Below are 25010 nucleotides of genomic sequence, written 5' to 3'. Positions count from 1 at the left end.
GCGTTCAGTGGGAATGGGGCTCGGCGGCGCCGGGCTGGCCCGCCAGCGCGTCGGCGGCCAGGTGCAGGCGCACCCAGCCGACGCGACCGGTCTCGTCTTCGACCGGGCCGACCTCCAGCCGCCCCGTCAACGCGATCGCGCCGGGCTGGTAGGCCACCAGGCGCTCGCGCTGCGAAGCCGCCAGCTGCACGGTGACGGTGGCGGCGGGCAGGTCGTCGGCCTCGCCGTCGGCATGCTCGGCCATCGTGACGGGGCGCGGCGTCAGCAGGAAGCTGCCGGCCAGCGGCCGTTCGCGCCGGACCATGAAGCCGACCAGCCGCACGGCCTGGCCGTCGGCCGCCTTCAACGCGGCCGTGGGCTCCAGGCCACGCGGGCCGATGGGCTGAACGAAGAAGTCGCCAAACGCCAGCGGCAACGGCGCTGCGGCCACGGCGGGCAGCGCGATCAGGCCAGCCAGGGCCAGCAGGGAAAGCAGTCTCATGCGGGGCGTGCCAAAACCGCCGATGCTCACGCGGCTGCATGTCAGCGCTGTGACAAGGCGGCACCGCCCGCCGCCCGCGCCGCGCCAAGCCGCTCTGGCGCCGCGCCGCCTTGACTTGAATCAATGGTGGCGTCAGGGGCGTTACAGTTTGACAACACCGCAGGTCCCGCCCGCACGCCCCCTCTCTTCTCCATGAGCCTGCCCCACGTTGCCGTTCTCGACGATGAAGTCGACATCACCCAGTTGCTGGCCGGCTATCTGAGCGTCCAGGGCTTTCGCGTCAGCCAGGTGCACAGCGGCCGCGCGCTGCTGGAGCTGATGGCCAGCGACCCGCCCGCCCTCGTGCTGCTGGACCTGGGCCTGCCCGGCGAGGACGGCTTCGTCATCGCGCGCCAGCTGCGCGAGCACTGGCGTTGCGGCCTGGTCATCGTGACCGGGCGGGGCGACGCGATCGACAAGGTCGTCGGCCTGGAGGTGGGTGCCGACGACTACGTGACCAAGCCCTTCGACCTGCGCGAGCTGCTGGCCCGCATCAAGGCCGTGCTGCGCCGCATCCTGCCCGCCGAAGCCCCGCCAGCCGCCGCACCACCCGTGGCGCCGCCGCCACCGGCCGAGCGGGCCCGGCTGCAGTTCGCCGGCTGGGCGCTGGACACGGCCGCTCGCAGGCTCGTCGACAGCGCCGGCGCCGAGGTGGTGCTCACCACCGGCGAGTTCGAGCTGCTGCAGGTGCTGGCCCGCCATGGCGGCCGGGTGCTGTCGCGCGACTTTTTGCTGGAGCAGACCCGCGGGCGCGAGGCCGCGCCGTTCGACCGCACGATCGACGTGCTGATCGGCCGGCTGCGCAAGAAGCTGGGCGACAACGCCGCCGAGCCGCAGATCATCAAGGCCGTGCGGGGCGCGGGTTATCTGTTTGTCCCGCCGCTCGACCCGCGCTGAGGTGAACGTGAACCCCTCGCCCGGTCTCGCCCCGGCTGAACGCCGGCAGCCGGCCCTGCGTTCGGCCCGACAACACGTTGATGCGTGGCGCGTGACGCGCTGCGCCATGGACAGCTGACATGGACGCCGAGCTCTACCGCGCGCAGTTCATCGCCAACGCCGACGCGCTGCTGCTCGTCGACGCGGCCGGCTGCATCGCGCTGGCCAACCCGGCGGCGGCGACCTTGCTGGGCTACACGCTGGCGGAGTTCGAGGGCCTGCCCGTCGACGCCCTCGTGCCCGACGCCATCCGCCCCCGCCACGCGGCCTACCGCGAGCGCTACCGCGACGCCCCGCGCCCGCGGCCCATGGGCATGCAGGCCGACCTGGTGGCCCGGCGCAAGGACGGCTCGGAGGTGCCGGTCGAGATCGCCCTGAGCCCGCTGCAGGCGCACGGCCTGCCCTATGTCGTGGCGGCCATCCGCGACGTGAGCGGCTACCCGCGTGTGCAGCAGGCGCTCAAGCGCGCGCGCTACGCCGAATGCATCGCCGACATCGGCCGTTTCGCCGTCGACACGCGCGACCCCCACCTGCTGCTGCAGCGCATCCCGCAGGCGGCGGTGGACACGCTGGAGGCCGACGCGTCGGTCGTCTTCCTGCTCGAGCCGGACCGGCAGGCCTTCCGCGTCGAGGGCAGCGCCGGCAGCGTGACGCCCGAGCCCCTCGGCAGCCGCCTGCCCAACCGGCCGGACACCCCGCCGGGCTATGTCGTCCATGAAGGCCGGGCGATGCAGGTGACCGACTACGCGCAGGAAACCCGCTTCACCGTGCCCGCCAGCTACCTGGACGCCGGCCTCGTGGCGGGGCTGGCGGTGCCGCTGACCGACCGGGGTCAGGTCGTCGGCGTGCTGACGGTGCGCTCGCGCCGCGCCGGCCGTTTCGGCGACGACGAAGTGCAGTTCCTGCACTCGCTGGCCCACCTGCTGGCCGCCAGCCTGCAGCGCAAGCAGACGGAGGAGGCGCTCAACCACGCGCAGCGGCTGGAGAGCGTCGGCCAGCTGACCGGCGGCATCGCGCATGACTTCAACAACCTGCTGACCATCATCCAGGGCAACCTGCAGGTGCTGGAGGACCACCCGGCCGTGGCCGACGACGCGGCGGCGCCGCATTTCGTCGCAGCGGCCATGCGCGCCTCGCGCCGGGGCGCCGAGCTGACGGCCAAGCTGCTGGCCTTCTCGCGCCGCCAGGTGCTGCAGCCCACGCGCGTGGACGTGCAGGCCCTGCTGGAGTCGCTCGCCGACATGCTGCGCCGCACGCTGGACCAGCGCATCCGCATCACGGTGCAGGTGCAGCCGGGCTGCCCGCCCTGCCAGGCCGACCCCGGCCAGCTGGAATCGGCGCTGCTGAACATCGCCATCAACGCGCGCGACGCCATGCCCGACGGCGGCGACCTGTGCTTCGCCGCCCGCCCCTGCGAGGCGCTGCCGGCCGAACTGCAGGGCAGCGGCCTGCCCGACGGTTTCGTGCAGATCTGCATCGCCGACACCGGCAGCGGCATGCCCGACGCCGTGAAGGAGCGCGCCTTCGAGCCCTTCTTCACCACCAAGCCCGCGGGCCGGGGCACCGGCCTGGGCCTGAGCACGGTGTATGGCTTTGCCAAGCAGTCGCGCGGCGCCGTGCTGCTGGACAGCGCACCCGGCGAAGGCACCACCGTGTCACTGCTGCTGCCCTGCCCCGCCGGCACCGTGCGCGCCGACACGCCCGGCGCGGCGGCCCACGGCGCGGTGCCCGCCGGGCTGCGCGTGCTGCTGGTCGAGGACGAGCCCGAGGTGCGCTCCGTCGTCGGCAGCTTCCTGCAGGCGCTGGGCTGCCAGGTCAGCGCCTTCGCCACGGCCGAGCTGGCGCTGCTGGAGCTGCAGGCCGGCCCGCGCTACGGGCTGCTGCTGAGCGACATCGCGCTGGGCGCCGGGTTGCGCGGCACGCAGCTCGCCAAGCAGGCGCAGCAGCACCAGCCAGAGCTGGCGGTGCTGCTGATGTCGGGCTATTCGTCGGAGCTGCTGGACGCCGACGAGGCCTCGGCCTGGGAGCTGCTGCGCAAGCCCTTTACCCGCGAGGAGCTGGCCCGCGCCGTGGCGCGCCTGACGGCCTGATCAGCGGCCGGCGCGCGCACCCGTTCAACCTCGTTCACTGCAGCGTCGTGCTGGCCGGCGCCACGCTGCGCTGCACATAGGCGCCCAGCGCCTGCACGTCGGGGATGCTGACGTCGCGGCGGCCGCGTTCGGGGAAGGCGATGAGCTTGTCGCGCGACAGGCGCGACAGCGCGCGGCTCACGGTCTCCAGCGTCATGCCCAGGTAGTTGCCGATCTCCGCGCGCGTCATGCGCAGCGTGATCTGGTCGTGGCGCAGGCCGCGCTGGGCCATCGCGTCGGCCCAGTAGCGCAGGAACTCGGCCACGCGGGCGTCGGCCGACAGCGTGCACAGGCTCAGCAGCGAGTCACGGTCACGCGTGATCTCGCGGCTCATGGCGGCGTGCAGCACGGCCAGCAGCGGCGTGTGGCGCGAGCAGGCGGCCAGCAGTGCGTCGTAGCGCACCGTCCAGACCTCGCCGGTGTCCAGCGCCACGGCGTCGCAGCCATGGCGGCCGGCGGCAATGCCGTCGAAGCCCAGCCAGTCGCCCTTGAAGTGCAGGCCCACGACCTGCTCGCGGCCGTCCGCCGCCAGGTTGATGGTCTTGAAGAAGCCCGAGTTGATGACGTGCAGCGTGTCGAACGCCTCGCCGGCCTGGTAGACGCTGTCACCGGCATGCACGATGCGGCGGGTGATGACGACATGGTCCTGCAGCAGGCGCAGCGTGTCGGCGATGCGCTCCGCCACGGCATGCTGGGCGGCCGGCACGCGCGGCGTGCTGCGGAAGTCGGCGGTGGCGGCTGCGGCGGTGGTCATCATCATGGGCTCCTGGGCTTCTCGCTTCGATGGACGGAAGCTTAGAAAGCCGCCGACAACTGCCTGAGAACGGCGACGGCCACTCGGAAACACTCGGTAAACCGACGGTAAACGGGCTGCGGAAATTGATCTTCGTCAGCTCGGCCGCGCGGGCCGCGCCTTAGCCTGCCGGTCCCATGCTGCTCGCCCCCTATCCCTGGTCTCCTGCCGACATCAGCGCCGCCGACGGGCAGGCGCTGGTGGCCGGTGCCGAGCGCCTGCGGCTCGCGGCGGCCGGCGCGGGCGGGCTGCGCAAGGTGCTGCTGGGCAAGCGGCTGGCGCTGCTCAGCGACGACCACGACAGCCCCTCGGCCCGCGCGTTCGAGCAGGCCGCCACGGCGCTGGGCGGCCATGTGGCGCGCGTGCGTGCCAGCGGGCCGGGCGAGCACCATGTGCAGGAGCTGGCCTCGCTGCTGGGCCAGCTCTACGACGCGATCGAATGCCAGGGCCTGGCGGCGCCAGACCTGCGCGAGCTCGGCCGCAACGCCGGCGTGCCGGTGTTCGACTGCGTGGCCGGCACCGGCCACCCGCTGTACCGGCTGGCCGCGTCCATGAGCGGCGACACGGCCGCCAACCACGGCCACCTGCTGCAGGCGCTGCTCAGCACCGCGCTGAGCTGAGCAGATTCCCAGCGCCCCCACGGCCGGGGCGGCCGCCGCCCGACTCCCTCCGGCCTGCGCCGGCTGCGGGCGACGCCCGCCCGGGCTGCCGTCCGACAGCGCGGCCCCTTGCGCCGGCCTACGCTGGTTGTATCGCGCCCGCTCGCAACACGCCCAACGCCCACATGCCCACGCCCACGCCCGGCACGCCCTCCGCCTGGAGGCGCTTTCTCGTCGTCGCCCGCCCCTACTGGACGGGCGACCGGCGCCGCGTGGCCTGGGCCGTGCTGGTGGGCCTGGTGGTGCTGATGCTGCTGGACACCCAGCTCGCCGTGCTCGTGAACCACCAGACCGGCGAGCTGACCTCGGCGCTCTCCGCGCGCGACGCCGACCGCTTCTGGCAGGCCGTGCGCACCATGCTGTGGGTGGTGGGCATCGCCGTGCCCGTTTACGCCATCTACTACGCCGCCCGCGACGCCTATGCCAACGACTGGCGGCGCTGGCTCACGCACCGCTTCCTCGACGCCTACCTCGGCGACCGCGCGTACTTCCGGCTCGCCGGCGTCGACAACCCCGACCAGCGCATCGCCGACGACGTCAACACCTTCACCGGCCGCTCGCTGAACTTCCTGCTCATCCTGCTGGGCTCGGTCATGCAGCTGGTGGCGTTCAGCACGGTGCTGTGGGCGCTGTCCAAGCTGCTGGTGGGCTTTCTCATCGCCTACGCGCTGCTGGGCACCGTGCTGTCCATCGGGCTGTTCGGCGGGCCGCTGATCCGGCTGAACTTCTGGCAGCTCAAGCGCGAAGCCGACTTCCGCTTTCGCCTCATGCGGCTGCGCGAGAACGCCGAGTCCATCGCCTTCTACCGCGGCGAGAAGCAGGAGCGCCGCCAGCTCGACCAGCGCCTTCGCGCCGCGCTGCTCAACACCAAGAAGATGATCCGCGCGCAGTTCATGCTGAACCTGTTCCAGCGCTCCTTCAGCCAGCTCAGCCTGCTGGTGCCCTTCGTCGTGCTGGCCGGCCAGGTGCTGGCGGGCGAGCTGGAGGTGGGGCAGGCCGTGCAGGCCGGCGGCGCCTTCGCGGCGGTGCTGAGCGCGGTGTCCGTCATCGTCGAGAACTTCGAGAGCCTGTCGCGCTTCGTCGCCGGCATCGACCGCCTGCACGTCATGGCCGAAAAGCTGGAGCAGGCACCACCCGCCGCCGGCATCGCGCTGCAACCGGCCCGCGAGCTGACGCTGCACGGCCTCACCGTCACCGCGCCCGACAGCGACCGCGTGCTGGTGAAGGACTTGTCGCTCACGGTGCCGGCCGGCGAGTCGCTGCTCATCACCGGCGCCAGCGGCAGCGGCAAGAGCTCGCTGCTGCGCGCCATCGCCGGGCTGTGGACGCAGGGCGGTGGCCGCATCGAGCACCCGCCACAGGAAGACGTGTTCTTCCTGCCCCAGCGCCCCTACCTGCAGACCGGCACGCTGCGCAGCCAGCTCATCTACCCCAGCACGCACAGCACGCGCGGCGACGCCGAGCTGCTGCAGGTGCTGGACGAAGTGCAGTTGCACCACCTGGCCGACACCCCCGCCGGCCTGGACCGCAGCGAGGACTGGGAAAAGCTGCTCAGCGGCGGCGAGCAGCAGCGGCTCGCGTTCGCGCGGCTGCTCGTGCACGCCCCGCGCGTGGCCATCCTGGACGAAGCCACCAGCGCGCTGGACGACGCCAACCAGCAGCGCCTCTACGAGCGCCTGCGCGAGCGCGGCACCACGCTGATCAGCATCGCCCACCGCGCCGCCGTCGCCAGCTTCCACCGCCGCGTGCTGCAGCTCACCGGCGGCGGCCGCTGGAAGCTCTTCCACACACCCGACCCTGCCCTCGCCGCCTCGGCGGCGGGTTCAACCACAGCTGCCGAGCCGGGCGGCGAGACGGGAGCGAAGCGAGCCGCGCGCCAGGCGGGCGGCAGTGACCGGGACGAGCCCTGATGCCGCACGCCGCGGCGCCCCAAAGCGCCCCAAGTCCGGCTTAAAGCGCCGCCGTGGCTCGTGCTACGGCGGGCATTGCAACTGCGAAGAGTGGGCGGCGTTCAACCAGCCAGGTGGGCATGCCGAACTGCCTCCCACCCCCGCATCAGTTGCTGATGCTGGCTTGCGGCCCGGTGGAGCGGGACGGCAGGCTCGCGGGCGCCACGGGCTGGATCGACTTGATGGCCGCCGCCGCGCCAGCGGTGGCCTGGATGCGCGACATCACACCCGCCGAGAGCTTGAAGCTGTCGGTGGTGGCGCCCTGCTTCAGGTTGTTGGGCGAGTTGGCAACGCAGGCCCGGCCCAGGATGGAGCTGCAGCTGCTGTTGGCCTGCGTCAGGTTGGCGCTCAGCGGGGCGAACACCAGGTCATTGGTGCTGTCGGTCAGGATGGGGAAGAAGTAGTCGCCCCCGCCGTAGTAGTTGCCCTCCAGCAGCGCCGCCGTGGCGGGCGTGCCGTCCAGCCCGAAGTAGTAGTTGCCGTCGTAGTAGTTGTTGACCAGGTGGACGATGCCGCCGGTGGCCGCGCTGTCGCTCTTGCCGGTCTCGGGGGAGCGCCCGGAGGTGTTGTGCAGGCGGTTGCCCACCAGCGTGATGGTCTGGTCCTCCGCCAGCAGCAGCATCACCCAGTAGTGCTTGCCGTTGCAGTAGTGGCCGTAATCGGTGGTGCCGTCGAAGAAGTTGTCCGAGATGGTCACGCGCTTGGCGGTGCCCCAGCCGGTCACGATCATCTGGCGGCCGATGCGGGCGAAGTAGTTGTGGTCGATCCAGACGCCGGAGGCGTTGTCGATCGTCACCGCGTCGCCCGCCCAGATCACGCCGTCGTTGATGTCGGTGATGGACAGGTTGCGGATCACGATGTTGGACACGCCGCCGCGCAGGATCAGGCCCTTGCCCTTGATGCCCGAGTTGGCGCCGACACCGATCAGCGTCTTGTTCGAGCCCACCAGCAGCGGCGTCTTGCCGGCCGCATCAAAGGTGATCTTGTACGTGCTGCGGCCCGAGCAATAGCTCTGCACCGCCAGGATGCGCTCGGACTTGCCGTTCACCGAGCAGCTGTTGTTCGAGTACGTGCAGCCCACCTCGGTCTTGTTGCCCTCGGTGCCGCGGAAGTCGATGCTGCCCGAGACGCGGATGATGCGCGGCGTGTTGTCGGTGCAGGTGCTGTTGGACTGGGAGCCGCACAGCGCGGCCTTGAGCTGCTCCGGCGTCGTCACGGTGACCACGCTGCCGCCCTGGCCGCCGGTCACGCCGGCCGCAAAGCCCACCGGGCCGCCAGTGCTGCCGGTGCTGCCAGACACGGCGGTGGCCGTCCATTGCTGGTTGCTCTGCCCCAGGTTGCGGTACTGGATGATGGCCGCGCCGCTGGCGTTGCTGGCGCCCGCCACGTCCAGGCTCAGGCCGCTGGATTTGGCGGTGAGGTAGTAGTGGCCATTGCCGTCCTCGCTGAAGCGCCACTTCTGCCAGTCGGCGCCGCTGCAGCCCCATTGCTGAATGGCCGCGCCGCCCACGGTGGAGGCCCCCGGCACATCCATGCACTGGCCACTGCCCACATTGGTCAGCGTGTAGTCGCCGGCGGCGTCACGCACGACCTTCCATTGCTGGAACGTGGTGTTGGCGCAGGTCTGGCTCTGCAGCGCGGCACCCGCGGCCGTGCTGTTGCCCGCCACGCCAATGCAGTTGCCGGCATCCACGCCCTTGAGGGTCAGCACCGCGCCTGAGCTGGGGCCGCTGCCGTTGAGCGTGGCGCCCGGCAGCTTCCAGCGTTGTTGGGCCGTCGACGACCAGGTGCTTTGCACGATGCGCGTGCCGTTGCTGGTGCCGCCGGCATAGACCGTGAGCGCCAGGCCATTGGCCTTGGCAATCAGCGCGAACTGGCCATTGCCCTGGTCGCTGAGGTTCCACCGCTGGTTGTCCGCGCCGCTGCAGCCCCATTGCTGCAGGTTGTTGTCCACGGCGCTGGTCGCCCCCGGCACATCCAGGCACTGGCCGCTGGCGCTGTTGATGACCTGGTAGTAGCCGGCGCTGTCACGCACGTACTTCCAGGTCTGGGTGGCGCTCTGGTTGCAGCTCTGGGCCTGCACCAGCGTACCGGCGGCCGTGCTGTTGCCCTTCAGGCCCATGCACAGGCCGCTGTTGCTGTCGACCGCGGCACTGCTGGTGTTGGACACCACCGTCTCGGCCTGGGCAGGCTGCATCAGCAACACTGGAAGCAATGCGACCCACAGGGGTGCCGCCGAAAGACGTCTGGTAGGCATGGAGGAGTACCGGGCAAGGGGTGATGGGCAGTGCGGCAGCCAACCCACAAGGGTCAGCCTTTGCGCGTGGCGGATTTTCTGCAGTAAGCGCGCCAAGACCAGGCCTTGCACGGGTACGAAGCAACAGGCGCCAGTAACAAATACGACCAATTGCAACACCCACCCTGACCCATGCCGGGTGACTTGCGCATTCCTCGCTGCGGCTGCGTTAGGCGCGCCCGCGAGGGCCTCACTGGCTGACGGCGCTCCCACGGACGCCGGCCCGGCGCGTTGGGCGCGCACCCGGGGCGATTCCCTGGATGCGAACTGCGCGATTCGGCGGCAGGTTGCCTGATTCAGACCTGGTTCATGAAATTGCCAGCCCGGCGATGTTTCATCGTCAAGCCTGCACGTTCGCCAACAACGCAGCAGATCGGGGCATCAACATCCCGGCGTCAGCCGCACCGGCACAGGCGGCATCCCCCAAAGAAATTCAATCAATGGCTCGGGGCGCGCTCATTGGCCGCCGAGCCCCGCAGCCGTTCGCGCCACGGCACCTCGACGAACCGATAGACCAGCACCGAGGCGCCGACGGTGGCGAGCAGCAGCATGAGGTGCACGGCCGGGGTGGAGAAGCTGCCGAGGTAGCCCATGCGCAGGAAGGTCGTCACCGGCCAATGGATGATGTAGAGCGCATAGCTGGCCTCGCCCAGCACCACCATCCAGCGGCGCTCCAGCAGCACGCTCAGCCACGTGCGCCCGCTCGCGACGGCCAGGATGATGGCCGTGAAGGGCACGATGAAGATGGCGTACTTGACCGACACGTCGAGCAGCCAGAGCCACTGGCTGGGCCCGGTGTAGTCGGGCGACGCGATGCGCGCACACACGGCCACCAAGCACAGCACGACAACACCGTCACGCCGGCGCCGTGACGCGCGTTCGTCCACGGGTGAGCGTGGCCGCGCGGCCGCCCGCCGCAGAAAGTACTGCCCGGCGATGCAGCCCGCCATGAACTCGCTGTAGCGAAGCAGCGGGTTGTAGACCAGCACGAGGTATTGCGTCTCGCCACTGACCGGCCACACGTAGTTGAGGACGTAGATCACGCCGCCATACAGCGCGACGCCACCGAGCACCACGGCCGCGAACAGCGTGGCCAGGCTCGCCGTGCGGCGCACGCGCGAAGACAGCCAGGCGCAGACGAACGGAAACGTCGCGTAGAAGAAGAACTCGGCAGCCACGCTCCACCCGGGCGTGTTCCAGAACATCGCGAACGGCACCGCCGGCACCCAGGCCTGCAGGCCGACCAGATTGAGCAGCCACGACGCCCAGTAGGTTTGCCCCACTTCGGCCAGCTGGCCGGCCTGCGCCCGCTCGATCAGGTGCCAGGGCGTGTCCAGCAGCAGGCCCAGTAGGTAGACGGGGTAGATGCGCGCCACCCGCAGCCGCTGAAAGCGCCAGTACGGCGCTTCACCCACGCCACCGGCAAACCACTCCCGGTAGCGGTAGGTGAGGATGAAACCGCTGAGGATGAAAAAGAAGGTCACGCCGTACTGGCCGCCCACGATGCCGCGCAACAGCCAGCCCGGCAGCGGCCCCAGCAGATCACGGTAGTGCAACACCAGCACCGCGAAAGCCGCGACGAAACGCAGCCCGGTCAGCGCCACGAGATGGTCTCGCGCGGCCGCGCCCTTCGCCCCGGGCGCGCTCACCGCCCCGACAGGCGCCCCGGTGTCGCGATCAGCGATCACCTTGAACCCCAGGCATTGAACTGGCAGCCGGCCGATCGCGTCGCGTCATCGGGCGGCCACTTTTTTGCGAACGAGCCGGCAGGCCAGCCAGCGGATGAATGCTTGAGCTGCTGGCGGTCGGCCACGGCATTTCGCGTGATGTCATCCGCCGGCATTCTGATCGCGCCCCTAGGCTCTCGCCGCGCCGCCATGGTAAGCAGGCGCAATTTTCAATTCGGGGGCAGTTTCAAATTTGCGCGCTGCTGGGCAGGGGGACTGCCGGTTCGGCGGGGTTGCAATTTCAGCTGCGTGATTTTGGGATGACGGTGCCGGGCAGGTAGTTTCCTGGTATCTGATGGGGAGGATTGCGCAGTGCGGAGAAATTCAGCGCGGATTGGTGAGTGAGGGGTTTAAATTTGAGACTTTACCCCGAATTCCTTTCGCGCAGCTCCCCCTCGCCCCGGGCCAGGCGGCCGGGATCGGGGTTTGCAGCGTTCAGCACCTCGTGAAGGCGTTGGGCTTCCCAGCCCAACCTACCGGGCTACCGCGCAGGCTCATGGCGTGAGCCTGCGGAGATTGGTTGCGAATCAGGTCCAGTAATGGGTATCTCTACCGCGATCCCCGAATTTGCGGATTCAGAAGTAAGCCTCAACCAAGAGTCGTACGACTGTTACTACCGCCGGCGCCGCACCCGCAATACCGGCCAACACGGCGACCCCAATCTTGCGGCCAGATGGATTTCCGCTCGACACTTTGCGAGCGATGAGCCAGCAAAGACACACCACTTCAGCACCACTAGCTCCAAGCATCGCAAAACCTGCAAGCAGGCTGGTAAACGACCGCTGCGGCAGCATGCCGCTCGACGTAATCACCGTTAGTAGCAGTACCAGCAGCGCAAGAGCAACGATGATTCTTTCAATCCGAGAAATTGGCGTGCGCATCACACGATCACTTCGTTCCACAGCTGCATACTCCACCGGTACGGCCAGCTGCGGCGTCTGCTGCGCCAAGTTTCGCGCCGAGCGAGATGTAGGGCCTGCTACTTGCGTCCAAGTCACTTTTTAACCATCCATTATCCCCAGCGTTTGCGAATATCCCGGCAGCTTTCACGAGACCGCCGCCAAAGGACTCCCCGAACTTGCCCCCCCCGGTGTAGCCCGCCAATACGTTGCCAAACTCGTTGGCGTTGTATGTGCGCCCTCCGATGGTCCATTTGTCCATTCGATGCGCCCCCTGGATCCCGTTACGAAATCGTACCTACCATCCGGCCCATGATTCCTGTAGGCATCTGCCAAGGACTGCAGTTGCGCCGCATCAAAGAACCCCGCAGTTTCGCATGCATTAAAAGTCTTCAGGCCGGTTGAATCAATTAGCTCGGTAGGTTGGGCTGAGCGAAGTGAAGCCCAACAAATTTCTTTGGCCCAGCTGCTGGTATTCACGTACTCATCCCGATGGATTGTTTGCGAAAACGCTGGAGTTCGCATAACTCATCCCTGCCTACCGAGCTGAGTGCTGGGGTGCGCAGCGTTTACGCCAGCCTACCGGGCTTCCTGCGCTGCGCGCCGGCAGCGGCGGACCGCCCATCTTCAGCTCAGCTACCACCAACAAGGCTGAGGCGCACTTCAGCAGCCCGAATGACGACGCACCCTTCGCTCAAGTAAACGTATGTGTTCCCACCATCCGCAGGCGCCCAGTAGTTGATATTGCCTGCGCGGCTATTGGTCGCCATGCTTGAAAAGTCCGCAATGCAAGACATGTTCTCCACATCGACGAAGTTGATTTCTACTGGACTCCGAACCTTTGCGAAATTCAGGGTCAGGTCTCAAATTTAAACCCCACGACATCAGCGTGCGTCGAATTTCAAACCATCGCCCGACCTGTACACCAAGCGGTTCGGAAAGCGGGGTTTAAATTTGAGACCTGACCCCGATTTGTGCGTGTGTTTGCCACTAGACGGGATCGGCTAATGGGTGACCCCGATTTGCATCAAGAAACCGACGATCGACACCCAGTTGACGCTGCTGTAGTGGCAATTCCGAAGGGCTGACCTATACGGATCAATCACTTACGACGGTTGGCGTCGAACTCGGGTGGGCCGCACCGCTCAGAAATACATCCCGGGCCGCTCCCGCCCTCGTCCCAAGCGCCCACTCAAGCCGCATCCCAGCCTCGTCTACAAGGGGTGATGGGGCTTAAGTTCGGTGGATTGGGCCAATGGGTGCCCCCGATTTCTGCGGGGGGTCCTCACAGTTTTTGTTATGAACCCACAGCCCTGCCTCGCCGACAAAGTAGGTATGCCAATCTTCCACCTCCAGGTTATACACAGTGGTGCTATAGCGCTGGCGGGTTTCGTTGACGGGGTCGCCCCATTTTTCGTAGTCATAGGGCATTTCGTCGGGCGAAAATCGGGGAACAGCGCCCGAAAGGTCTATCAACTCTCCCATGCCCCAGCTAAGCTCCTCCTCGTTATCAAAGGCGACTTCCGCTCGATCGGTTCGGAACAAGTCAAACACGTCATACCGTTGCCCGGCAGTACCGTCAGCAATCACCAAATCCTGTCCCCACCATGGCTTGTCGCTAATCGGAACCGTTCCAGGAATTCCGCGTCCCACCATGTGCATACGTCCCATCGGTACCCAACCATGGGGATAGCTCCAGACCAGATGGTTAGGCGTAGCAAATACCGAATGGCTCGCGCCTTGGCCGTCAGCAGTATCTTGCGACCAAACAAAGCGAATGATCTCTTTATCTTCAAATCTAAAAGTCTTCGCCACTCGCTTGTAGCCTGTTTCGGTGCCTTTCGTGAGGTCATCGGGCCGAGACAACACCAAGTCGCCTACTTGGATTTTCTCGATGGGTTTTAGCCCGTCCTTGGTATGCACCAAAGTGCCGGCGATAAAGCAACCCACCGCAACTTTGCGCAGCTCTGCCAGCGCTTTCTTCTGGAGAGCTTCACCGGCAAATTTAGCTACGTGCAGTTCTTCGGTCCGCTTTTGCAAGCTCTTGCGGAAGACGTTTTCGGACAAGCTCGCGGCCCGGTCGGCGTCGATCAACGACACTTCGGCGGCCTTGCGCAGAGCCGCGCGAGCCTTGTCCAGCAATTCCAATTGCTGCGCCTTTGGCAGGCTAGTGTCGATCTGGCTGACCATCTGATTATAGGCCTTGACAAGAAATTCGGGATTACCCATTAGCCGACCCCGACTTTTCGTTGCGAATCCCAAATTTCAAGCCCTCCGCAGTTCCGGTTGCGCACCCAAATGCCGTGCTCGCCAACGTAATACGTATGAAAATCCTCCACATCTAGACTATAGACCGGCATCTTGAAATAAAGGGCATCCCTGTCATCGGCGTAGTCGATGTCGACCACCGCGTCAATCGCCGAGACTTCTAGGGCCAGCCATTTTTTATGAAAATAATCGCGCAAGTGGCCGAGATCATCAGTTCGCACGGTATTCCTAGCAGGCGTCCACCCGACATTCGGCTGGTCTGAAATGTAGATGTTTTTAATCGTGCAGTAATCGAGGTCAGCCCCATCTTTGTCTTCAAAGTGGAAGTGTGTCATCCCATAGCCTTGCATATTGATGGGGGCCGTCCACCCTTCCTCCTTGGTCCAAAACGGATGGCTGGGTGTGGCAACCAGGCGTCCCACTCTGAAGCCTTGACTGCTGTTGATGTCTTGGTTCGGCAACACATACTGAACCTCGACCACGCGTTCGGGCGGGTGAGCAAACGTCTTGACCACGCGCTTGCAGGCTTGCTCACCACCGTTTTCTGGTTTGGACAGTACCCAATCGCCAACCTGAATCTGCTCAATAGGTTTGAGTCCCTCCTTGGTATGCACGAGAGTGCCGGCCGCAAAACAAGCGCCGCTCTCAAAGCAGCTGCGCACCGCATCCGCCGGCTGGGTGATTTCTGACAGGATTTTTTCTTGCGGCATGGAGAGCGAAACAAAGCCATTAGGGGTGAAGCCTTAATTTACCCCCCCTACCCCCTCCACCCACCGCACCACCCCTTCCACCCCACTGAACTCGTCGATGGAGCGCGCGGGGATGCCGGGGTGGCGCTCGCGCCACATCGCGGCCAGGGCGGCGCCGGGGCCGACTTCCAGCACGCAGCGGGGCTGGCGCTCGGCCAGGGTGTCCATGCAGTCGTCCCAGCGCACGGTGCTGGCGATCTGGCCCGACAGCGCGGGGGCGAGCACGGCCGGGGTGCGGCCGGCGGCGCCGGTGAAGTTGCAGACGACGGGCACCCGCGCGTGGCGCAGCTGCGCGTGGGCGAGTTGCGCCGCGAAGGCCGCCGCAGCGGGGGCCATGGCTGGCGTGTGTGAGGCCACGCCGATGGGCAGGCGACTGCAGCGCAAGCCGGCGGCGCTCCAGTCGGCCGCGCCGGCCTCCAGCGCCGCCAACGGGCCGCCCACGATGACGCGCTCCGGGCTGATGCGGATGGCGATGGCGAGGTCGCTGCCGGGCTGGGCCAGCGCCATGACCCGCGCGTTCGCCTGCGGGCCCTGCACGGCCAGCAGGCCGGCCGGCCGGCCGGCGGCAGCGGCGTCCATCGCCTGGGCGCGCGCGGCGGCCAGCGGCACGGCGGCGGCGTCATCGAACACCCCCGCCGCCGCGAACGCGGCGAGTTCGCCGACGCTGTAGCCGGCCACGGCGACCGGGGCCGGCAATTGCGGCGCCAGCACCCGCCACGCGGCCAGGCACAGGCCCGTCAACAGCGGCTGCGCCACGGCGTTGGCGTGCAGCCAGTCGGCATCGGCCAGCCGGGCCTGCCAGCCGCTGCCGAGCACGGCCGACAGCGACTGCAAGGCCGGCGCGGCCGCCGGCTGCGCCCACAGCCAGGGCAGCATGGCGGCATGCTGGGCGCCCTGGCCGGGGAAGAGCAGCGCCAGGCTCACGGGGCGGTGGGTTGCAGGCGGTCCAGCCAGCAGGCGGCGGCCAGGGTGTCGGCGGCGCCGCCGGGCGAGAGCCGGCGCTGCACGAACGCGGCGCCAATGGCCTGTGCGGCCTGCATGCCGCCGGGCGCCGCCGCCCCGCCGGCCGCCAGGAAGCCACGCGCCGCCGCCTGGGCAAAGCGCAGGCCGCCGAGGCCGCCGCGGTGGGCCAGGTTGCTGTCGTCCAGCGTGGCGATGACGGCGAACAGCGTGTCCAGCCGCGCCGCCGCTGGCGGCAGACCGCGCTGCTGCGCCGCGCGCAGCGCCGGCATGGCGGTGTCGAACAGCGTGGGCAGGCCGGCGGCGGCTTCGGCCGATGCGCTGCGCAGCCCCAGCCGGCGCGCGGCCAGACCGCCTGGCAGCGTGGGCGGGCGCAGGGCGCGCGCCGCGAGCGCCTCGCCCCAGCGCTGCGTGAGCACCTCGCGCAGCGCCGCCGGTGCCGGGCTGCGGCCCTGGGCCGCCAGCACGCCGGCCGACGCGCACAGCAGGCCCAGCATGAAGATGGCGCCGCGGTGCGTGTTGACGCCGCCGGTGGCCGCCAGCATGCGCGCCTCGGCGGCGATGCCGCACTGCTCCAGCGCCTCGAACGGCGCGCCGCCGTGGCCCAGTTCGGCGATGCGCACGAAGTAGCCGCGCAGCGCGAACAGGCTGCGCATGAAGGTGTGGGCATCCATGTCGGCATGGCTGCCCCGGTCGGTCAGCGTGACCAGGCCCGGCTTGGGCGACAGGGCCAGCTCGTCGTGCAGCGCCAGCGTGGCGGCGCGCCCGATCATCTGCGGCGTGGGCACGCGGCGCGGGCGCGGCGCGGCGGCCACGGGCGCGCAGCGGGCGGTCATGCCAGCGCCTCCAGCGAGGTGAGCAGGCTGGCGCCATGCAGCCGCTTGACGAGCAGCGACGCCACGCGGCCGCTGCGCCAGGCCAGCCACTCGCGCCAGGCGACGGCGGCGTCGCCGTCGAACACGAGTTCGCCGTCGAGCCGGCAGCCGGGCGCCTCAAAGGCGTGGAGCGCGGCCGCCACCGCATCGGCCTGCGCGGCGCCGGCCACGCCGACCCACACGTCGAGGTCGGAGCCCTCGCGCACATGCGACAGGCCGGTCAGGTGCTGCCAGCCATGGCTGCCGTAGACACGGGCCGTGGCGCCGCAGGCCAGCAGCGCCACGCCGAGCTGGCGGGCCGGCGCGCGCGCGGCCGGCGGCAGCTGCGTGACGAGCTGGCCGAGTGGCGGGAACTCGTCGAAACGCAGCACGTCGGCGCGGGCCACGCGCAGCGGCAGGCGCCGCCGGCCCCAGCGCTGCGGCGCGCACAGGCCCAGGCTCAGGCCCAGGCCCAGCGCGATGGCGTCGCCCACCTCGGGCTGGCGGGTCACGACGAGCGGCAACTGGTGTGCCGCCCAGTGGCTCAGGCAGTCGCGCGCCTGGGCGTCCCAGTCACCGGCGAGCAGGTGCGCCCAGCCGCTGGCCGACAGCCAGGCGATCTGGTGCCGGTGCAGGGCCACCACCATGGCTCAGGCGGCGTCGAGCACGCGCTGGATGACGCTGGCGGCCAGGCGCCGCCCGCCCCGCGCGGCGCCGGCCTCGGCGCGGCGGTCCTGCGGGTCGGCGTCGGCCAGGGCCTCGCGCAGCGCCTGCGCCAGGTCGCCCTGCCACAGCCGCCGCACGCCGCCCATGGCCACGTAGTTGCGCACGCCGGGCGCGAACACGGGGTTGTCCTGCGACAGCTCGGCCAGCAGCGACTCCGGCAGCTTGGTGACGCGCGCCATGGCCGGCAGCCGCATGACGCGGATCTCGGCCTCGGGCAGCGCGTCGCAGGCATCGGCGATGAGGCCGGACGTGATGAAGCCGCCCGACAGCGCCTGGTCGTAGACGAGGCCCAGCACGCGGTGGCCGCGCCGGCGGGCGAGGTCGATGCACATGCCCAGGTGCGCCATCGCGCGGTTGATGCCCAGCAGCTCGTCCCGGCGGCGCAGCTGCTGGCCTTGCGTGTCGATCAGCAGCAGCAGCGCACGGCCGGGGTGGCGGGCCATGGCGTCGAGCACGGCGCGGGCCTGGCGCAGCGCCAGCTGCACGCCGATGGGGGCGTGGTCGGTGGTGCCGATGACGGTCAGCGGCTCGCCGTCGAACTCGACCTCGCCGTGCAGGAAGTCGCCGTCGCGGGCAATGCCGTGCGCCGCGCCGAAGAGCTGGGTTGCGAGGGTCTGCCAGTCCATCATGGGGCTCCCAGGGCCAGCACGCCGGCCACGTCGAGATCGGGGATGCGCTCGGCGGCGCCCACGCCGAGCGAAGACCACAGCGCCGTGGCCTCCGCGCCGTCGAAGGCCAGGCGGGCGCTCAGCCGCGCGTGCTCGGCCTCCAGCGCGTCCAGCGTCACCGGGCGCGTGGCGCCCAGCGCGGAGATGGCGGCGGTGCGGAAGGCGATGACGTCGTCTTCCACCAGCACGTCGCAGTCGCCGGTGAGCCAGCGGTGCTTGCCGCCGGTGGTGCGCCAGACGAGGGCGCGGTCGCGCGAGTCGAATTCTTCCACGCCGTGCGAGGCCTCGATGACCTCGGGCCCGGACATGGCCAGCCGGCCGATATCGCTCATGACGATGTGGTCGGCGCAGCGCGCCACGATGCCCATGCCGCCGAAGCAGCCACCGCTGCCGCCAATGAGCACGATGACCGGGATGCCGGCGGCACGCACGTCGAGCACGGCGCGCATGACCTCCGAGACGGCGATGAGCCCGGCATTGGCTTCATGCAGGCGCACGCCGCCGGACTCGGCCAGCAGCAGCACGGCGCGGGGGCGGTCGCGCAGCGCGCGGCGCAGCAGGCCCACGAGCTTGGCGCCATGCACCTCGCCCACGCCGCCGCCCATGAACTGCCCTTCCTGCGCGGCCACGAAGACGGGCTGCCCGGCCAGCTGCGCGCGGCCGATGGCCACGCCATCGTCGAAGGACGACGGCACGCCCAGCTGCGCGAGGTGCGGGCTGGTGAGCTTGAGCGCGGGCGGCAGCCACTCGTGGAAGCTGCCGGTGTCGACGATCAACGCCAGGCGCTCGCGCGCCGAGCATTCGGCATAGGAGATCATGGCTGCAGCTCCCGCGCGGCCTGGTCGAGCCGCAGGCTGACGACGGCGGGCGTGGCGCCCATGTCGTGGATGGACAGCTGCACGCCGGCCAGGCCGTGGCGCTGGTGGAAGTCGCGCACGACGGCGGCCCAGATGCTGCCGAAGCCGCGCGCGGAGGTTTCGATGTGGATGCTGCAGTCGTTGCCCGGCGCGGGCTCCAGCAGCACCTCGAGATTGCCCGAGCCGACCACGCCGACCAGCACGGGCTCGAAGGCGCCGGCCGGCCGCGTGCCGGCGAAGGTGTAGTCCAGGGTTTCGAGGCCAGGTTGGAGGCCGGGTTGGAGGCTCATCGTCGGGCTCCGGGTCACCAGTTGCGAAAGCGCCTGGGCGGCACGTACAGCCCGCCCGAGGCGCGCACGAGGTCGCGCATGCTGCGCGCCGCGAGCAGGTTGCGCGTGGCGTCGCGCGGGTCGATGCCGAGGTCGGCCGGGCGGCGGATGACGCCACGGTCGCGCAGGTTCTCCACCAGCCGTGCGTCGCGCGCCAGGCCCACGGCCGTGTAGCCGGCCACGCCGCGGATGGCCTGCTCGCGCTCCTCGTCGGTGCGGCAAAGCAGCAGGTTGGCAATGCCTTCCTCGGTCAGCACGTGGCTGACGTCTTCGCCGTAGATCATGATGGGCGGCAGCGCCATGCCGGCCTGCTGCTGCAGCGTCCAGGCGTCGAGCGTCTCGACGAAGGCGGGCTGCATGTGCTCGCGGAAGGTCTCGACCATCTGCACGACGAGCTTCTGGCCGCGCGGCGTGCCGGCCGCGCCGGGCCGCCCCGCCCTCGCCTCGCCGCCGGCCTTGAGCCAGGCCGGGCTGGCGTGGCGGCGGCCGCGGGCGTCGGCCCCCATGTTGGGTGCGCCGCCGAAACCGGCGATGCGGCCCAGCGTGGCCGTGGAGCTGTTGCCCTGCAGGTCCATCTGCAGCGTGGAGCCGATGAAGAGGTCGCAGGCGTAGTGGCCCGCCGCCTGGCAGAAGGCGCGGTTGCTGCGCAGGCTGCCGTCGGCGCCGGTGAAGAACACGTCGGAGCGCGCGCGGATGTAGTCCTCCATGCCCAGCTCGGAGCCGAAGGAGTGGATGGACGTGACCCAGCCGGCCTCGATGGCCGGGATCAGCGCCGGGTGCGGGTTGAGCGCCCAGTGCTGGCAGATCTTGCCCTTGAGCCCCAGCGATTCGCCGTAGGTGGGCAGCAGCAGCTCGATGGCGGCAGTGTCGAAGCCGATGCCGTGGTTCAGGCGCTGCACGCCGTACTCGGCGTAGATGCCCTTGATGGCCATCATGGCCATCAGCACCTGGATCTCGCTGATCTGGGCCGGGTCGCGCGTGAACAGCGGCTCGACGAGGTTGGGGCGCGGCGCCGGCACGACGAAGTCCACCCAGTCGGCGGGGATGTCGATGCGCGGCAGCGGCGTGCCGTCCGGCACCACCTCGTTGACCTGCGCGATGACCAGGCCGCCCGAGAAGGCCGTGGCCTCGACGATGGCCGGCGTGTCCTCGGTGTTGGGGCCGGTGTAGAGGTTGCCGTGGCGGTCGGCGGCATGGGCGGCGACGAGCGCTACCTTGGGCGTGAGGTCGACGAAGTAGCGCGCGAACAGCTCGAGGTAGGTGTGGATGGCGCCGATCTCGAGGCTGCCGCTGCTCACCAGCCGGGCCAGCCGCGCGCCCTGCGGGCCGGAGAAGGAGAAGTCCAGCCGCTTGGCCACGCCGCTGTCGAACACGTCCAGGTGCTCGGGCAGCGCCAGCACCGACTGCACCATGTGCAGGTCGTGCACGCGCTGCGGGTCGACCTGCGTGAGCGCCTGCGCGAGGAAGTCGGCCTGCTTCTGGTTGTTGCCTTCCAGGCAGACGCGGTCGCCGGGCCGCAGCACGGCCTCCAGCAGCTCGACGATGGCCTCAGTGGCCACATGCCGGCCCTGCAGCCGGCTGCCGAGCGCCTGCGCGGCGCCGGCCAGCCGCTCGCGGCGCTGGCGGTCGCGCTGGTCCCAGACGGGAGCGTTCATGGCGCCTCCTTCAGCGTGCGGCGTTGACGGCGCCCATGACGACGTCCGGCAGGCCCGTGGCAATGCCCGGGAAGATGCAGATCAGCAGCACCGCCAGCAGCATCAGCACGACGAACGGCAGCACGCCCCAGATGATGTCGCGCAGCTCGATGTCGGGGGCGATGTTCTTGATGACGAAGATGTTCAGCCCCACCGGCGGGTGGATGAGGCCGGTCTCCATGACGATGGTCATCAGGATGCCGAACCAGATCAGGTCGAAGCCGGCGGCCTTGAGCGGCGGCAGGATGATGGGCGCGGTCATCAGGATGATGCTGACCGGCGGCAGGAAGAAGCCCAGCAGGATGACCATCAGCAGCACCGCCGCCAGCAGCACCCACTTGGACAGCTGCATGTCGACGATCCACTGCGCCACCGACTGGCTGATGTGCAGATAGCTCATCACGTACGAGAACAGCAGCGACATGCCGATGATGAACATCAGCATGGTCGACTCCTTGAGCGTCGACGTGAGGATGGGCGCCACATCGCGCGGCCGCCACACGCCGTAGATGGCGGCGATCAGCACCAGCGCCAGCAGCGCGCCCAGGCCGGCGGTCTCGGACGGCGTCGCGAAGCCGCCGTACAGCGCCACCATGACGCCGATGAGCAGCAGCACGAACGGCACCACGCGCGGCAGCATCTCGAACTTCTGGCGCGTCGTGAAGCTCTCGCGCTCCAGCAGCGGCGAGGCCGTACCGCTGCGATTGAACTCGGCCTCGGCCAACGCGTGCTCCTTGCGGTAGCGCAGGCCCGCGTACACCGCGAACAGCACCACCAGCAGCACGCCGGGCACGATGCCGGCCAGGAACAGCCGGCCCAGCGACTGCTCGGCCGCCACCGCGTACAGGATCATCGTGATCGACGGCGGCAGCAGGATGCCCAGCGTGCCACCGGCGGCGATGATGCCGGCCGCGAACCCGGGCGAGTAGCCGCGCTTGCGCATCTCGGGGATGCCGGCACTGCCGATGGCCGAGCAGGTGGCCGGGCTGGAGCCCGCCATGGCGGCGAACAGCGCGCAGGCGAACACGTTGGCAATGCCCAGCCCGCCGGGGATGCGCCCCATCCAGACGTGCATGGCCGCGTACAGGTCCTGCCCGGCGCGGGACTTGCCGATGGCCGCGCCCTTCAGGATGAAGAGCGGAATGGACAGCAGCGTGATGCTGGCCATCTCCTCGTAGACGTTCTGCGTGACGGTGTCCAGCGCGGACGCCGGCATGAAGATGGCCATGAACAGCACCGCGACGCTGCCGAGCGCGAACGCGATGGGCGCGCCCGAGAACATGAACAGCAGCGTGACGACGCCGAACAGCGAGCCGAGGACGAGCATGCTCATGCCGCAGCCCCTTGTGATGTCTTGAACAGCCCGTTGAGGCGGGCGATGAGCTGGACCAGCAGCTGCACGCTCATCAGCGTCATGCCGGCGGCCATCAGCCCGTACGGGATCCACAGCGGCGGCGCCCAGGACGACGAGGTCGTCTGCCCCTCCACCCAGGCCTCGTGGAACAGCGCCCACGACTTCCAGGCGAAGAAGCTGCAGAACGCCGTGCACATGAGGTCCACGAGCATGAGGCGCAGCTTGTTCATCGCGCGCGGCAGCAGGCCGGCCACGGCCTCGATGCCCACGTGGCCGCGCAGCGACTGCACGAAGGCGCTGCACATGAACGTGGCGCCGACGAGGCAGAACACGGCCGCCTCGTCCTGCCAGTCGGTGGACGCCTTCATCACGTAGCGCGAGATGATGCTGTAGGTCAGCACGCTGGACGCCACGAGCAGCGCCAGCATGCCGAGCACGACCATCGTGCGGTTGATGAGGTTCAGCCCCCGCACAATGGGCAGCAGCAGGCGGGGCGTGTCGGGGTCGATGCCGGCGCTGGCGGCGCCGGTGTCAAGGCCGTGGCTCATCGTCGTGCTCAGAGCAGCTTCTGGGCGGCCTTGAGGATGGCGGCGCAAGACTCGTTCTTCTCGCCGAAATCCTTCCAGGCCGTCTCGCGTGCAATGGCCTGCCACTTGTTCAGCGTGGCCTCGTCCATGTCGTAGACCTTGGCGCCCGCCTTGGCGTACACCGAGGCCGCCAGCTGGTCGTCGGCCTTGGCCGCGTCACGCGCGAAGACTTCCATCTCGGCGCCGACGGCCATGATGACCTCCTGATGCGCCTTCGGCAGCCGGTTGAACACCTCCTTGGAGATCATCAGCGGCTCCAGCATGAACCAGTAGGTGCGCTGGCGGCCCGAGGTGAGGTGCTTGGCGAGCTCTTCCAGCTTGAAGGAGATGAAGCTGGTGGACGACGTCATGGCGGCATCCATCGCGCCGGTCTGCATGGCCGCGTAGATCTCGTTGGACGGCAGCGTGATGACCGAGGCGCCCGCCTGCTTGAGCATCATGTCCATCTCGCGGCTGCCGCCACGCACCTTCAACCCCTTGGCATCGTCGGGCGTCACCAGGGGCCGCGCGCGGCTGGCCACGCCACCTGCCTGCCAAACCCAGCTGACAATCATCACGCCCTTGTCGTCCAGCACCTTGGACAGCAGCTTGCCGGCCTCGGCCGCCTTCCAGGCCGCGCCCTGCTCGTAGCTGGGCACCAGTGCCGGCATCAGGCCGGCATTCGTCTCGGGCACCTCGCCGCCCGCGTAGGACAGCGGCACCAGGCTCATGTCCAGCGCCCCCTTGCGCATGGCCGAGAACTGGGCATTGGTCTTCATCAGCGACGAGCCGGGATAGACCGACGCCTTCAACGCGCCGCTGGTGCGCTTGTCGATCTCGGCCGCGAAGCGGCGGCACAGACGGTCCCGAAAGTCACCCTCGGTCAGCGTGCCGCTGGGGAACTGGTGCGAGATCTTCAGGCCGCCCGTCTGGGCAAAGGCATCGGTCCAGCCAGTAGCAGCGGCCGCGCCGGCGGCGGCGACCCATTGACGTCGTGTCAGGTTCATCAGGTTGTCTCCAGAGTGCGCCTAGGGTTGGCGGTCAGCATCCTTAGTTTGGAAGCCGCCCGCCCCGCCGATCAATCAACCTCGTCAGGCGACGTTTACGCCGGCTGAAAAGATCGTGGGTTAACCCTTAAGGCTGTCCGCGTGGCTGCGACATGCAGCCAGCAAGGACAGGAGGTTAGGGTCGCGCTCTCGGGTACGCAAGAAGACCACACAGATCCGGTGTGGCATCCGGTATTTTTTCTGTAGCGGCACGAGGCACACATTGCGCGGCAGCACACCGCGAATGCGCCCCGGCAGCAGCGTGCAGCCGATGCCGCCACCCACCAGGTTCATCAGCGAGAAGATGTCGTTGGTCCTCATGACCACGTTGGGGTCGAAGCCCGCCACGCGGAACGCATCGACGAAGCGGTCGTGCGTCACATAGCCTTCGTTCAACGACACGAAGCGCTCGTCGGCGAACGCACTCAGGTCGACCTCGTCCATGCCCGCGTAGCGCGAATCGGCCGGCGCGGCGAAGAAGATCTCGTCCTCAAACAGCGGCTGCGACTCCACGTCCGCGGCGTCCTCGGGCATGCCCATGACCGTCGCATCCAGCGCCCCCTCACGGAGCTTGCGCAACAGCTCGCAGTTGGAGCCCAGCACCAGTTCGGTCTGCACGTCGGGGCGGCGCAGCCGCAGGCCCATGATGAGCGCCGGCACCGTGACGCTGGTCAGCGAGTAGAGCGAGCCGATGCGGATGCGGTCCGCCGCATAGCCGGCGATCTCACGCGTCACGCGGATGCCTTGCGCCATGGCCTCCAGCACCTCGCGCGCCACGTCGGCCAGCGCATGCGCGGCATCGTTGGGCTGCAAGTTGCGGCCCTCCAGCCGGAACAGGCTGCAGCGCGTGCCCGTCTCCAGCGAGTGCAGCGCGCGGTGCACGCTGACCACGCTGATGCCCAGCCGCTCGGCGGCCCGCGACAGGCTGCCGCTCTCCATGAACGCCAGCAGGATCTCGAGCTTGCGGAAAGTGATTTCTTCGTCGATGCGATTGCGCATGGCGCCGCATCCTAACGACTGCCCGCTGCGGC

At 68.9% G+C, this 25010-nt stretch carries 22 protein-coding genes; 4 read left to right on the top strand and 18 right to left on the bottom strand.

What is annotated here, in order from left to right; translation table 11 throughout:
• Nucleotides 1–4 precede the first annotated feature (4 nt).
• Nucleotides 5–481 carry a hypothetical protein gene (locus ACG00X_RS18140; protein ID WP_394490057.1) on the bottom strand — a complete coding sequence of 159 codons (477 nt, stop codon included), beginning with the start codon at nucleotides 479–481 and terminating at the stop codon, nucleotides 5–7.
• 192 nt (nucleotides 482–673) lie between these two features.
• On the opposite strand from ACG00X_RS18140, the gene ACG00X_RS18135 reads away from it, so the two are divergent.
• Complete coding sequence (locus tag ACG00X_RS18135; RefSeq protein ID WP_394490055.1) at nucleotides 674–1417, top strand: winged helix-turn-helix domain-containing protein; 744 nt, start codon at nucleotides 674–676, stop codon at nucleotides 1415–1417.
• Nucleotides 1418–1536: 119 nt separating this feature from the next.
• Nucleotides 1537–3546 (top strand): PAS domain S-box protein, encoded by a 2010-nt coding sequence (locus ACG00X_RS18130; protein ID WP_394490053.1) that lies wholly within the window; start codon nucleotides 1537–1539, stop codon nucleotides 3544–3546.
• 34 nt (nucleotides 3547–3580) lie between these two features.
• Here the strand turns inward: ACG00X_RS18130 and ACG00X_RS18125 are convergent, their stop codons facing one another.
• Nucleotides 3581–4342: a Crp/Fnr family transcriptional regulator gene (locus tag ACG00X_RS18125; RefSeq protein WP_394490051.1), complete on the bottom strand. Its 762-nt coding sequence runs from the start codon at nucleotides 4340–4342 to the stop codon at nucleotides 3581–3583.
• A gap of 173 nt (nucleotides 4343–4515) precedes the next feature.
• Here ACG00X_RS18125 and ACG00X_RS18120 point away from each other — a divergent pair, with 173 nt between their 5' ends.
• Both ACG00X_RS18120 and ACG00X_RS18115 read left to right on the top strand, forming a co-directional pair.
• A complete protein-coding gene (locus tag ACG00X_RS18120; protein ID WP_394490049.1) occupies nucleotides 4516–4998 on the top strand; it encodes an ornithine carbamoyltransferase in 483 nt (160 codons plus the stop codon).
• 164 nt (nucleotides 4999–5162) lie between these two features.
• Entirely contained in the window at nucleotides 5163–6947 is a 1785-nt protein-coding gene (locus tag ACG00X_RS18115; RefSeq protein ID WP_394490047.1) for an ABC transporter ATP-binding protein/permease, read from the top strand.
• Nucleotides 6948–7092: 145 nt separating this feature from the next.
• Here the strand turns inward: ACG00X_RS18115 and ACG00X_RS18110 are convergent, their stop codons facing one another.
• From ACG00X_RS18110 to ACG00X_RS18035, 16 genes are all read right to left on the bottom strand, one after another.
• Complete coding sequence (locus ACG00X_RS18110) at nucleotides 7093–9183, bottom strand: RICIN domain-containing protein (protein WP_394490045.1); 2091 nt, start codon at nucleotides 9181–9183, stop codon at nucleotides 7093–7095.
• Between the two features lie 536 nt (nucleotides 9184–9719).
• Nucleotides 9720–10970 carry an acyltransferase family protein gene (locus ACG00X_RS18105; protein ID WP_394490043.1) on the bottom strand — a complete coding sequence of 417 codons (1251 nt, stop codon included), beginning with the start codon at nucleotides 10968–10970 and terminating at the stop codon, nucleotides 9720–9722.
• Between the two features lie 614 nt (nucleotides 10971–11584).
• Nucleotides 11585–11959 (bottom strand): hypothetical protein, encoded by a 375-nt coding sequence (locus ACG00X_RS18100; RefSeq protein WP_394490041.1) that lies wholly within the window; start codon nucleotides 11957–11959, stop codon nucleotides 11585–11587.
• 1182 nt (nucleotides 11960–13141) lie between these two features.
• Nucleotides 13142–14137: a polymorphic toxin-type HINT domain-containing protein gene (locus tag ACG00X_RS18095; protein WP_394490039.1), complete on the bottom strand. Its 996-nt coding sequence runs from the start codon at nucleotides 14135–14137 to the stop codon at nucleotides 13142–13144.
• Nucleotides 14137–14886: a Hint domain-containing protein gene (locus tag ACG00X_RS18090; protein WP_394490038.1), complete on the bottom strand. Its 750-nt coding sequence runs from the start codon at nucleotides 14884–14886 to the stop codon at nucleotides 14137–14139. Before ACG00X_RS18090 ends, ACG00X_RS18095 begins: the two co-directional genes overlap by 1 nt.
• Before the next feature lie 33 nt (nucleotides 14887–14919).
• On the bottom strand, nucleotides 14920–15849 hold the full coding sequence (locus ACG00X_RS18085; protein ID WP_394490036.1) for an acyltransferase domain-containing protein: 930 nt from the start codon (nucleotides 15847–15849) through the stop codon (nucleotides 14920–14922).
• On the bottom strand, nucleotides 15846–16721 hold the full coding sequence (locus ACG00X_RS18080) for a triphosphoribosyl-dephospho-CoA synthase (protein WP_394490034.1): 876 nt from the start codon (nucleotides 16719–16721) through the stop codon (nucleotides 15846–15848). Before ACG00X_RS18080 ends, ACG00X_RS18085 begins: the two co-directional genes overlap by 4 nt.
• Nucleotides 16718–17386, bottom strand: coding sequence for a malonate decarboxylase holo-[acyl-carrier-protein] synthase (gene mdcG / locus ACG00X_RS18075; protein WP_394490032.1), 669 nt, complete (start codon nucleotides 17384–17386; stop codon nucleotides 16718–16720). Before mdcG ends, ACG00X_RS18080 begins: the two co-directional genes overlap by 4 nt.
• Before the next feature lie 3 nt (nucleotides 17387–17389).
• Nucleotides 17390–18091 (bottom strand): biotin-independent malonate decarboxylase subunit gamma, encoded by a 702-nt coding sequence (locus tag ACG00X_RS18070; protein ID WP_394490030.1) that lies wholly within the window; start codon nucleotides 18089–18091, stop codon nucleotides 17390–17392.
• Nucleotides 18091–18951, bottom strand: a complete 861-nt coding sequence (locus tag ACG00X_RS18065) for a biotin-independent malonate decarboxylase subunit beta (protein ID WP_394490028.1) — start codon at nucleotides 18949–18951, stop codon at nucleotides 18091–18093. Before ACG00X_RS18065 ends, ACG00X_RS18070 begins: the two co-directional genes overlap by 1 nt.
• Nucleotides 18948–19280, bottom strand: a complete 333-nt coding sequence (gene mdcC, locus ACG00X_RS18060; RefSeq protein WP_394490026.1) for a malonate decarboxylase acyl carrier protein — start codon at nucleotides 19278–19280, stop codon at nucleotides 18948–18950. The genes ACG00X_RS18065 and mdcC overlap by 4 nt, the downstream gene beginning before the upstream one ends.
• A gap of 14 nt (nucleotides 19281–19294) precedes the next feature.
• Nucleotides 19295–20974: a malonate decarboxylase subunit alpha gene (mdcA, locus tag ACG00X_RS18055; protein WP_394490024.1), complete on the bottom strand. Its 1680-nt coding sequence runs from the start codon at nucleotides 20972–20974 to the stop codon at nucleotides 19295–19297.
• A 10-nt stretch (nucleotides 20975–20984) separates the two neighbouring features.
• Nucleotides 20985–22346: a TRAP transporter large permease gene (locus ACG00X_RS18050; RefSeq protein WP_394490021.1), complete on the bottom strand. Its 1362-nt coding sequence runs from the start codon at nucleotides 22344–22346 to the stop codon at nucleotides 20985–20987.
• The gene (locus tag ACG00X_RS18045; protein WP_394490019.1) at nucleotides 22343–22915 is read right to left on the bottom strand and encodes a TRAP transporter small permease; all 573 of its coding nucleotides are present in this window, start codon (nucleotides 22913–22915) and stop codon (nucleotides 22343–22345) included. The genes ACG00X_RS18050 and ACG00X_RS18045 overlap by 4 nt, the downstream gene beginning before the upstream one ends.
• 8 nt (nucleotides 22916–22923) lie before the next feature.
• Nucleotides 22924–23940: a TRAP transporter substrate-binding protein DctP gene (gene dctP, locus ACG00X_RS18040; protein WP_394490017.1), complete on the bottom strand. Its 1017-nt coding sequence runs from the start codon at nucleotides 23938–23940 to the stop codon at nucleotides 22924–22926.
• A gap of 120 nt (nucleotides 23941–24060) precedes the next feature.
• A complete protein-coding gene (locus ACG00X_RS18035) occupies nucleotides 24061–24978 on the bottom strand; it encodes a LysR family transcriptional regulator (RefSeq protein WP_394490015.1) in 918 nt (305 codons plus the stop codon).
• Nucleotides 24979–25010: the final 32 nt, after the last annotated feature.

This window comes from Pelomonas nitida, assembly GCF_043555975.1.
GTDB classification, from domain to species: Bacteria; Pseudomonadota; Gammaproteobacteria; order Burkholderiales; family Burkholderiaceae_C; genus Pelomonas; species Pelomonas nitida.
The sequence above is the reverse complement of the archived record's forward strand: the minus strand, read 5'-3'. Positions and strand labels throughout refer to the sequence as shown.

What these genes read in the sequence shown, in the direction of transcription:
- ACG00X_RS18045 (WP_394490019.1), bottom strand. Translation starts at nt 22,915, where the DNA reads ATGAGCCACGGCCTTGACACCGGCGCCGCCAGCGCCGGCATCGACCCC.
- ACG00X_RS18090 (WP_394490038.1), bottom strand. Translation starts at nt 14,886, where the DNA reads ATGCCGCAAGAAAAAATCCTGTCAGAAATCACCCAGCCGGCGGATGCG.
- ACG00X_RS18050 (WP_394490021.1), bottom strand. Translation starts at nt 22,346, where the DNA reads ATGAGCATGCTCGTCCTCGGCTCGCTGTTCGGCGTCGTCACGCTGCTG.
- mdcC (WP_394490026.1), bottom strand. Translation starts at nt 19,280, where the DNA reads ATGAGCCTCCAACCCGGCCTCCAACCTGGCCTCGAAACCCTGGACTAC.
- ACG00X_RS18115 (WP_394490047.1), top strand. Translation starts at nt 5,163, where the DNA reads ATGCCCACGCCCACGCCCGGCACGCCCTCCGCCTGGAGGCGCTTTCTC.
- ACG00X_RS18110 (WP_394490045.1), bottom strand. Translation starts at nt 9,183, where the DNA reads ATGCAGCCTGCCCAGGCCGAGACGGTGGTGTCCAACACCAGCAGTGCC.
- ACG00X_RS18125 (WP_394490051.1), bottom strand. Translation starts at nt 4,342, where the DNA reads ATGATGACCACCGCCGCAGCCGCCACCGCCGACTTCCGCAGCACGCCG.
- ACG00X_RS18070 (WP_394490030.1), bottom strand. Translation starts at nt 18,091, where the DNA reads ATGGACTGGCAGACCCTCGCAACCCAGCTCTTCGGCGCGGCGCACGGC.
- dctP (WP_394490017.1), bottom strand. Translation starts at nt 23,940, where the DNA reads ATGAACCTGACACGACGTCAATGGGTCGCCGCCGCCGGCGCGGCCGCT.
- ACG00X_RS18130 (WP_394490053.1), top strand. Translation starts at nt 1,537, where the DNA reads ATGGACGCCGAGCTCTACCGCGCGCAGTTCATCGCCAACGCCGACGCG.
- ACG00X_RS18080 (WP_394490034.1), bottom strand. Translation starts at nt 16,721, where the DNA reads ATGACCGCCCGCTGCGCGCCCGTGGCCGCCGCGCCGCGCCCGCGCCGC.
- mdcA (WP_394490024.1), bottom strand. Translation starts at nt 20,974, where the DNA reads ATGAACGCTCCCGTCTGGGACCAGCGCGACCGCCAGCGCCGCGAGCGG.
- ACG00X_RS18135 (WP_394490055.1), top strand. Translation starts at nt 674, where the DNA reads ATGAGCCTGCCCCACGTTGCCGTTCTCGACGATGAAGTCGACATCACC.
- mdcG (WP_394490032.1), bottom strand. Translation starts at nt 17,386, where the DNA reads ATGGTGGTGGCCCTGCACCGGCACCAGATCGCCTGGCTGTCGGCCAGC.
- ACG00X_RS18120 (WP_394490049.1), top strand. Translation starts at nt 4,516, where the DNA reads ATGCTGCTCGCCCCCTATCCCTGGTCTCCTGCCGACATCAGCGCCGCC.
- ACG00X_RS18035 (WP_394490015.1), bottom strand. Translation starts at nt 24,978, where the DNA reads ATGCGCAATCGCATCGACGAAGAAATCACTTTCCGCAAGCTCGAGATC.
- ACG00X_RS18095 (WP_394490039.1), bottom strand. Translation starts at nt 14,137, where the DNA reads ATGGGTAATCCCGAATTTCTTGTCAAGGCCTATAATCAGATGGTCAGC.
- ACG00X_RS18140 (WP_394490057.1), bottom strand. Translation starts at nt 481, where the DNA reads ATGAGACTGCTTTCCCTGCTGGCCCTGGCTGGCCTGATCGCGCTGCCC.
- ACG00X_RS18065 (WP_394490028.1), bottom strand. Translation starts at nt 18,951, where the DNA reads ATGATCTCCTATGCCGAATGCTCGGCGCGCGAGCGCCTGGCGTTGATC.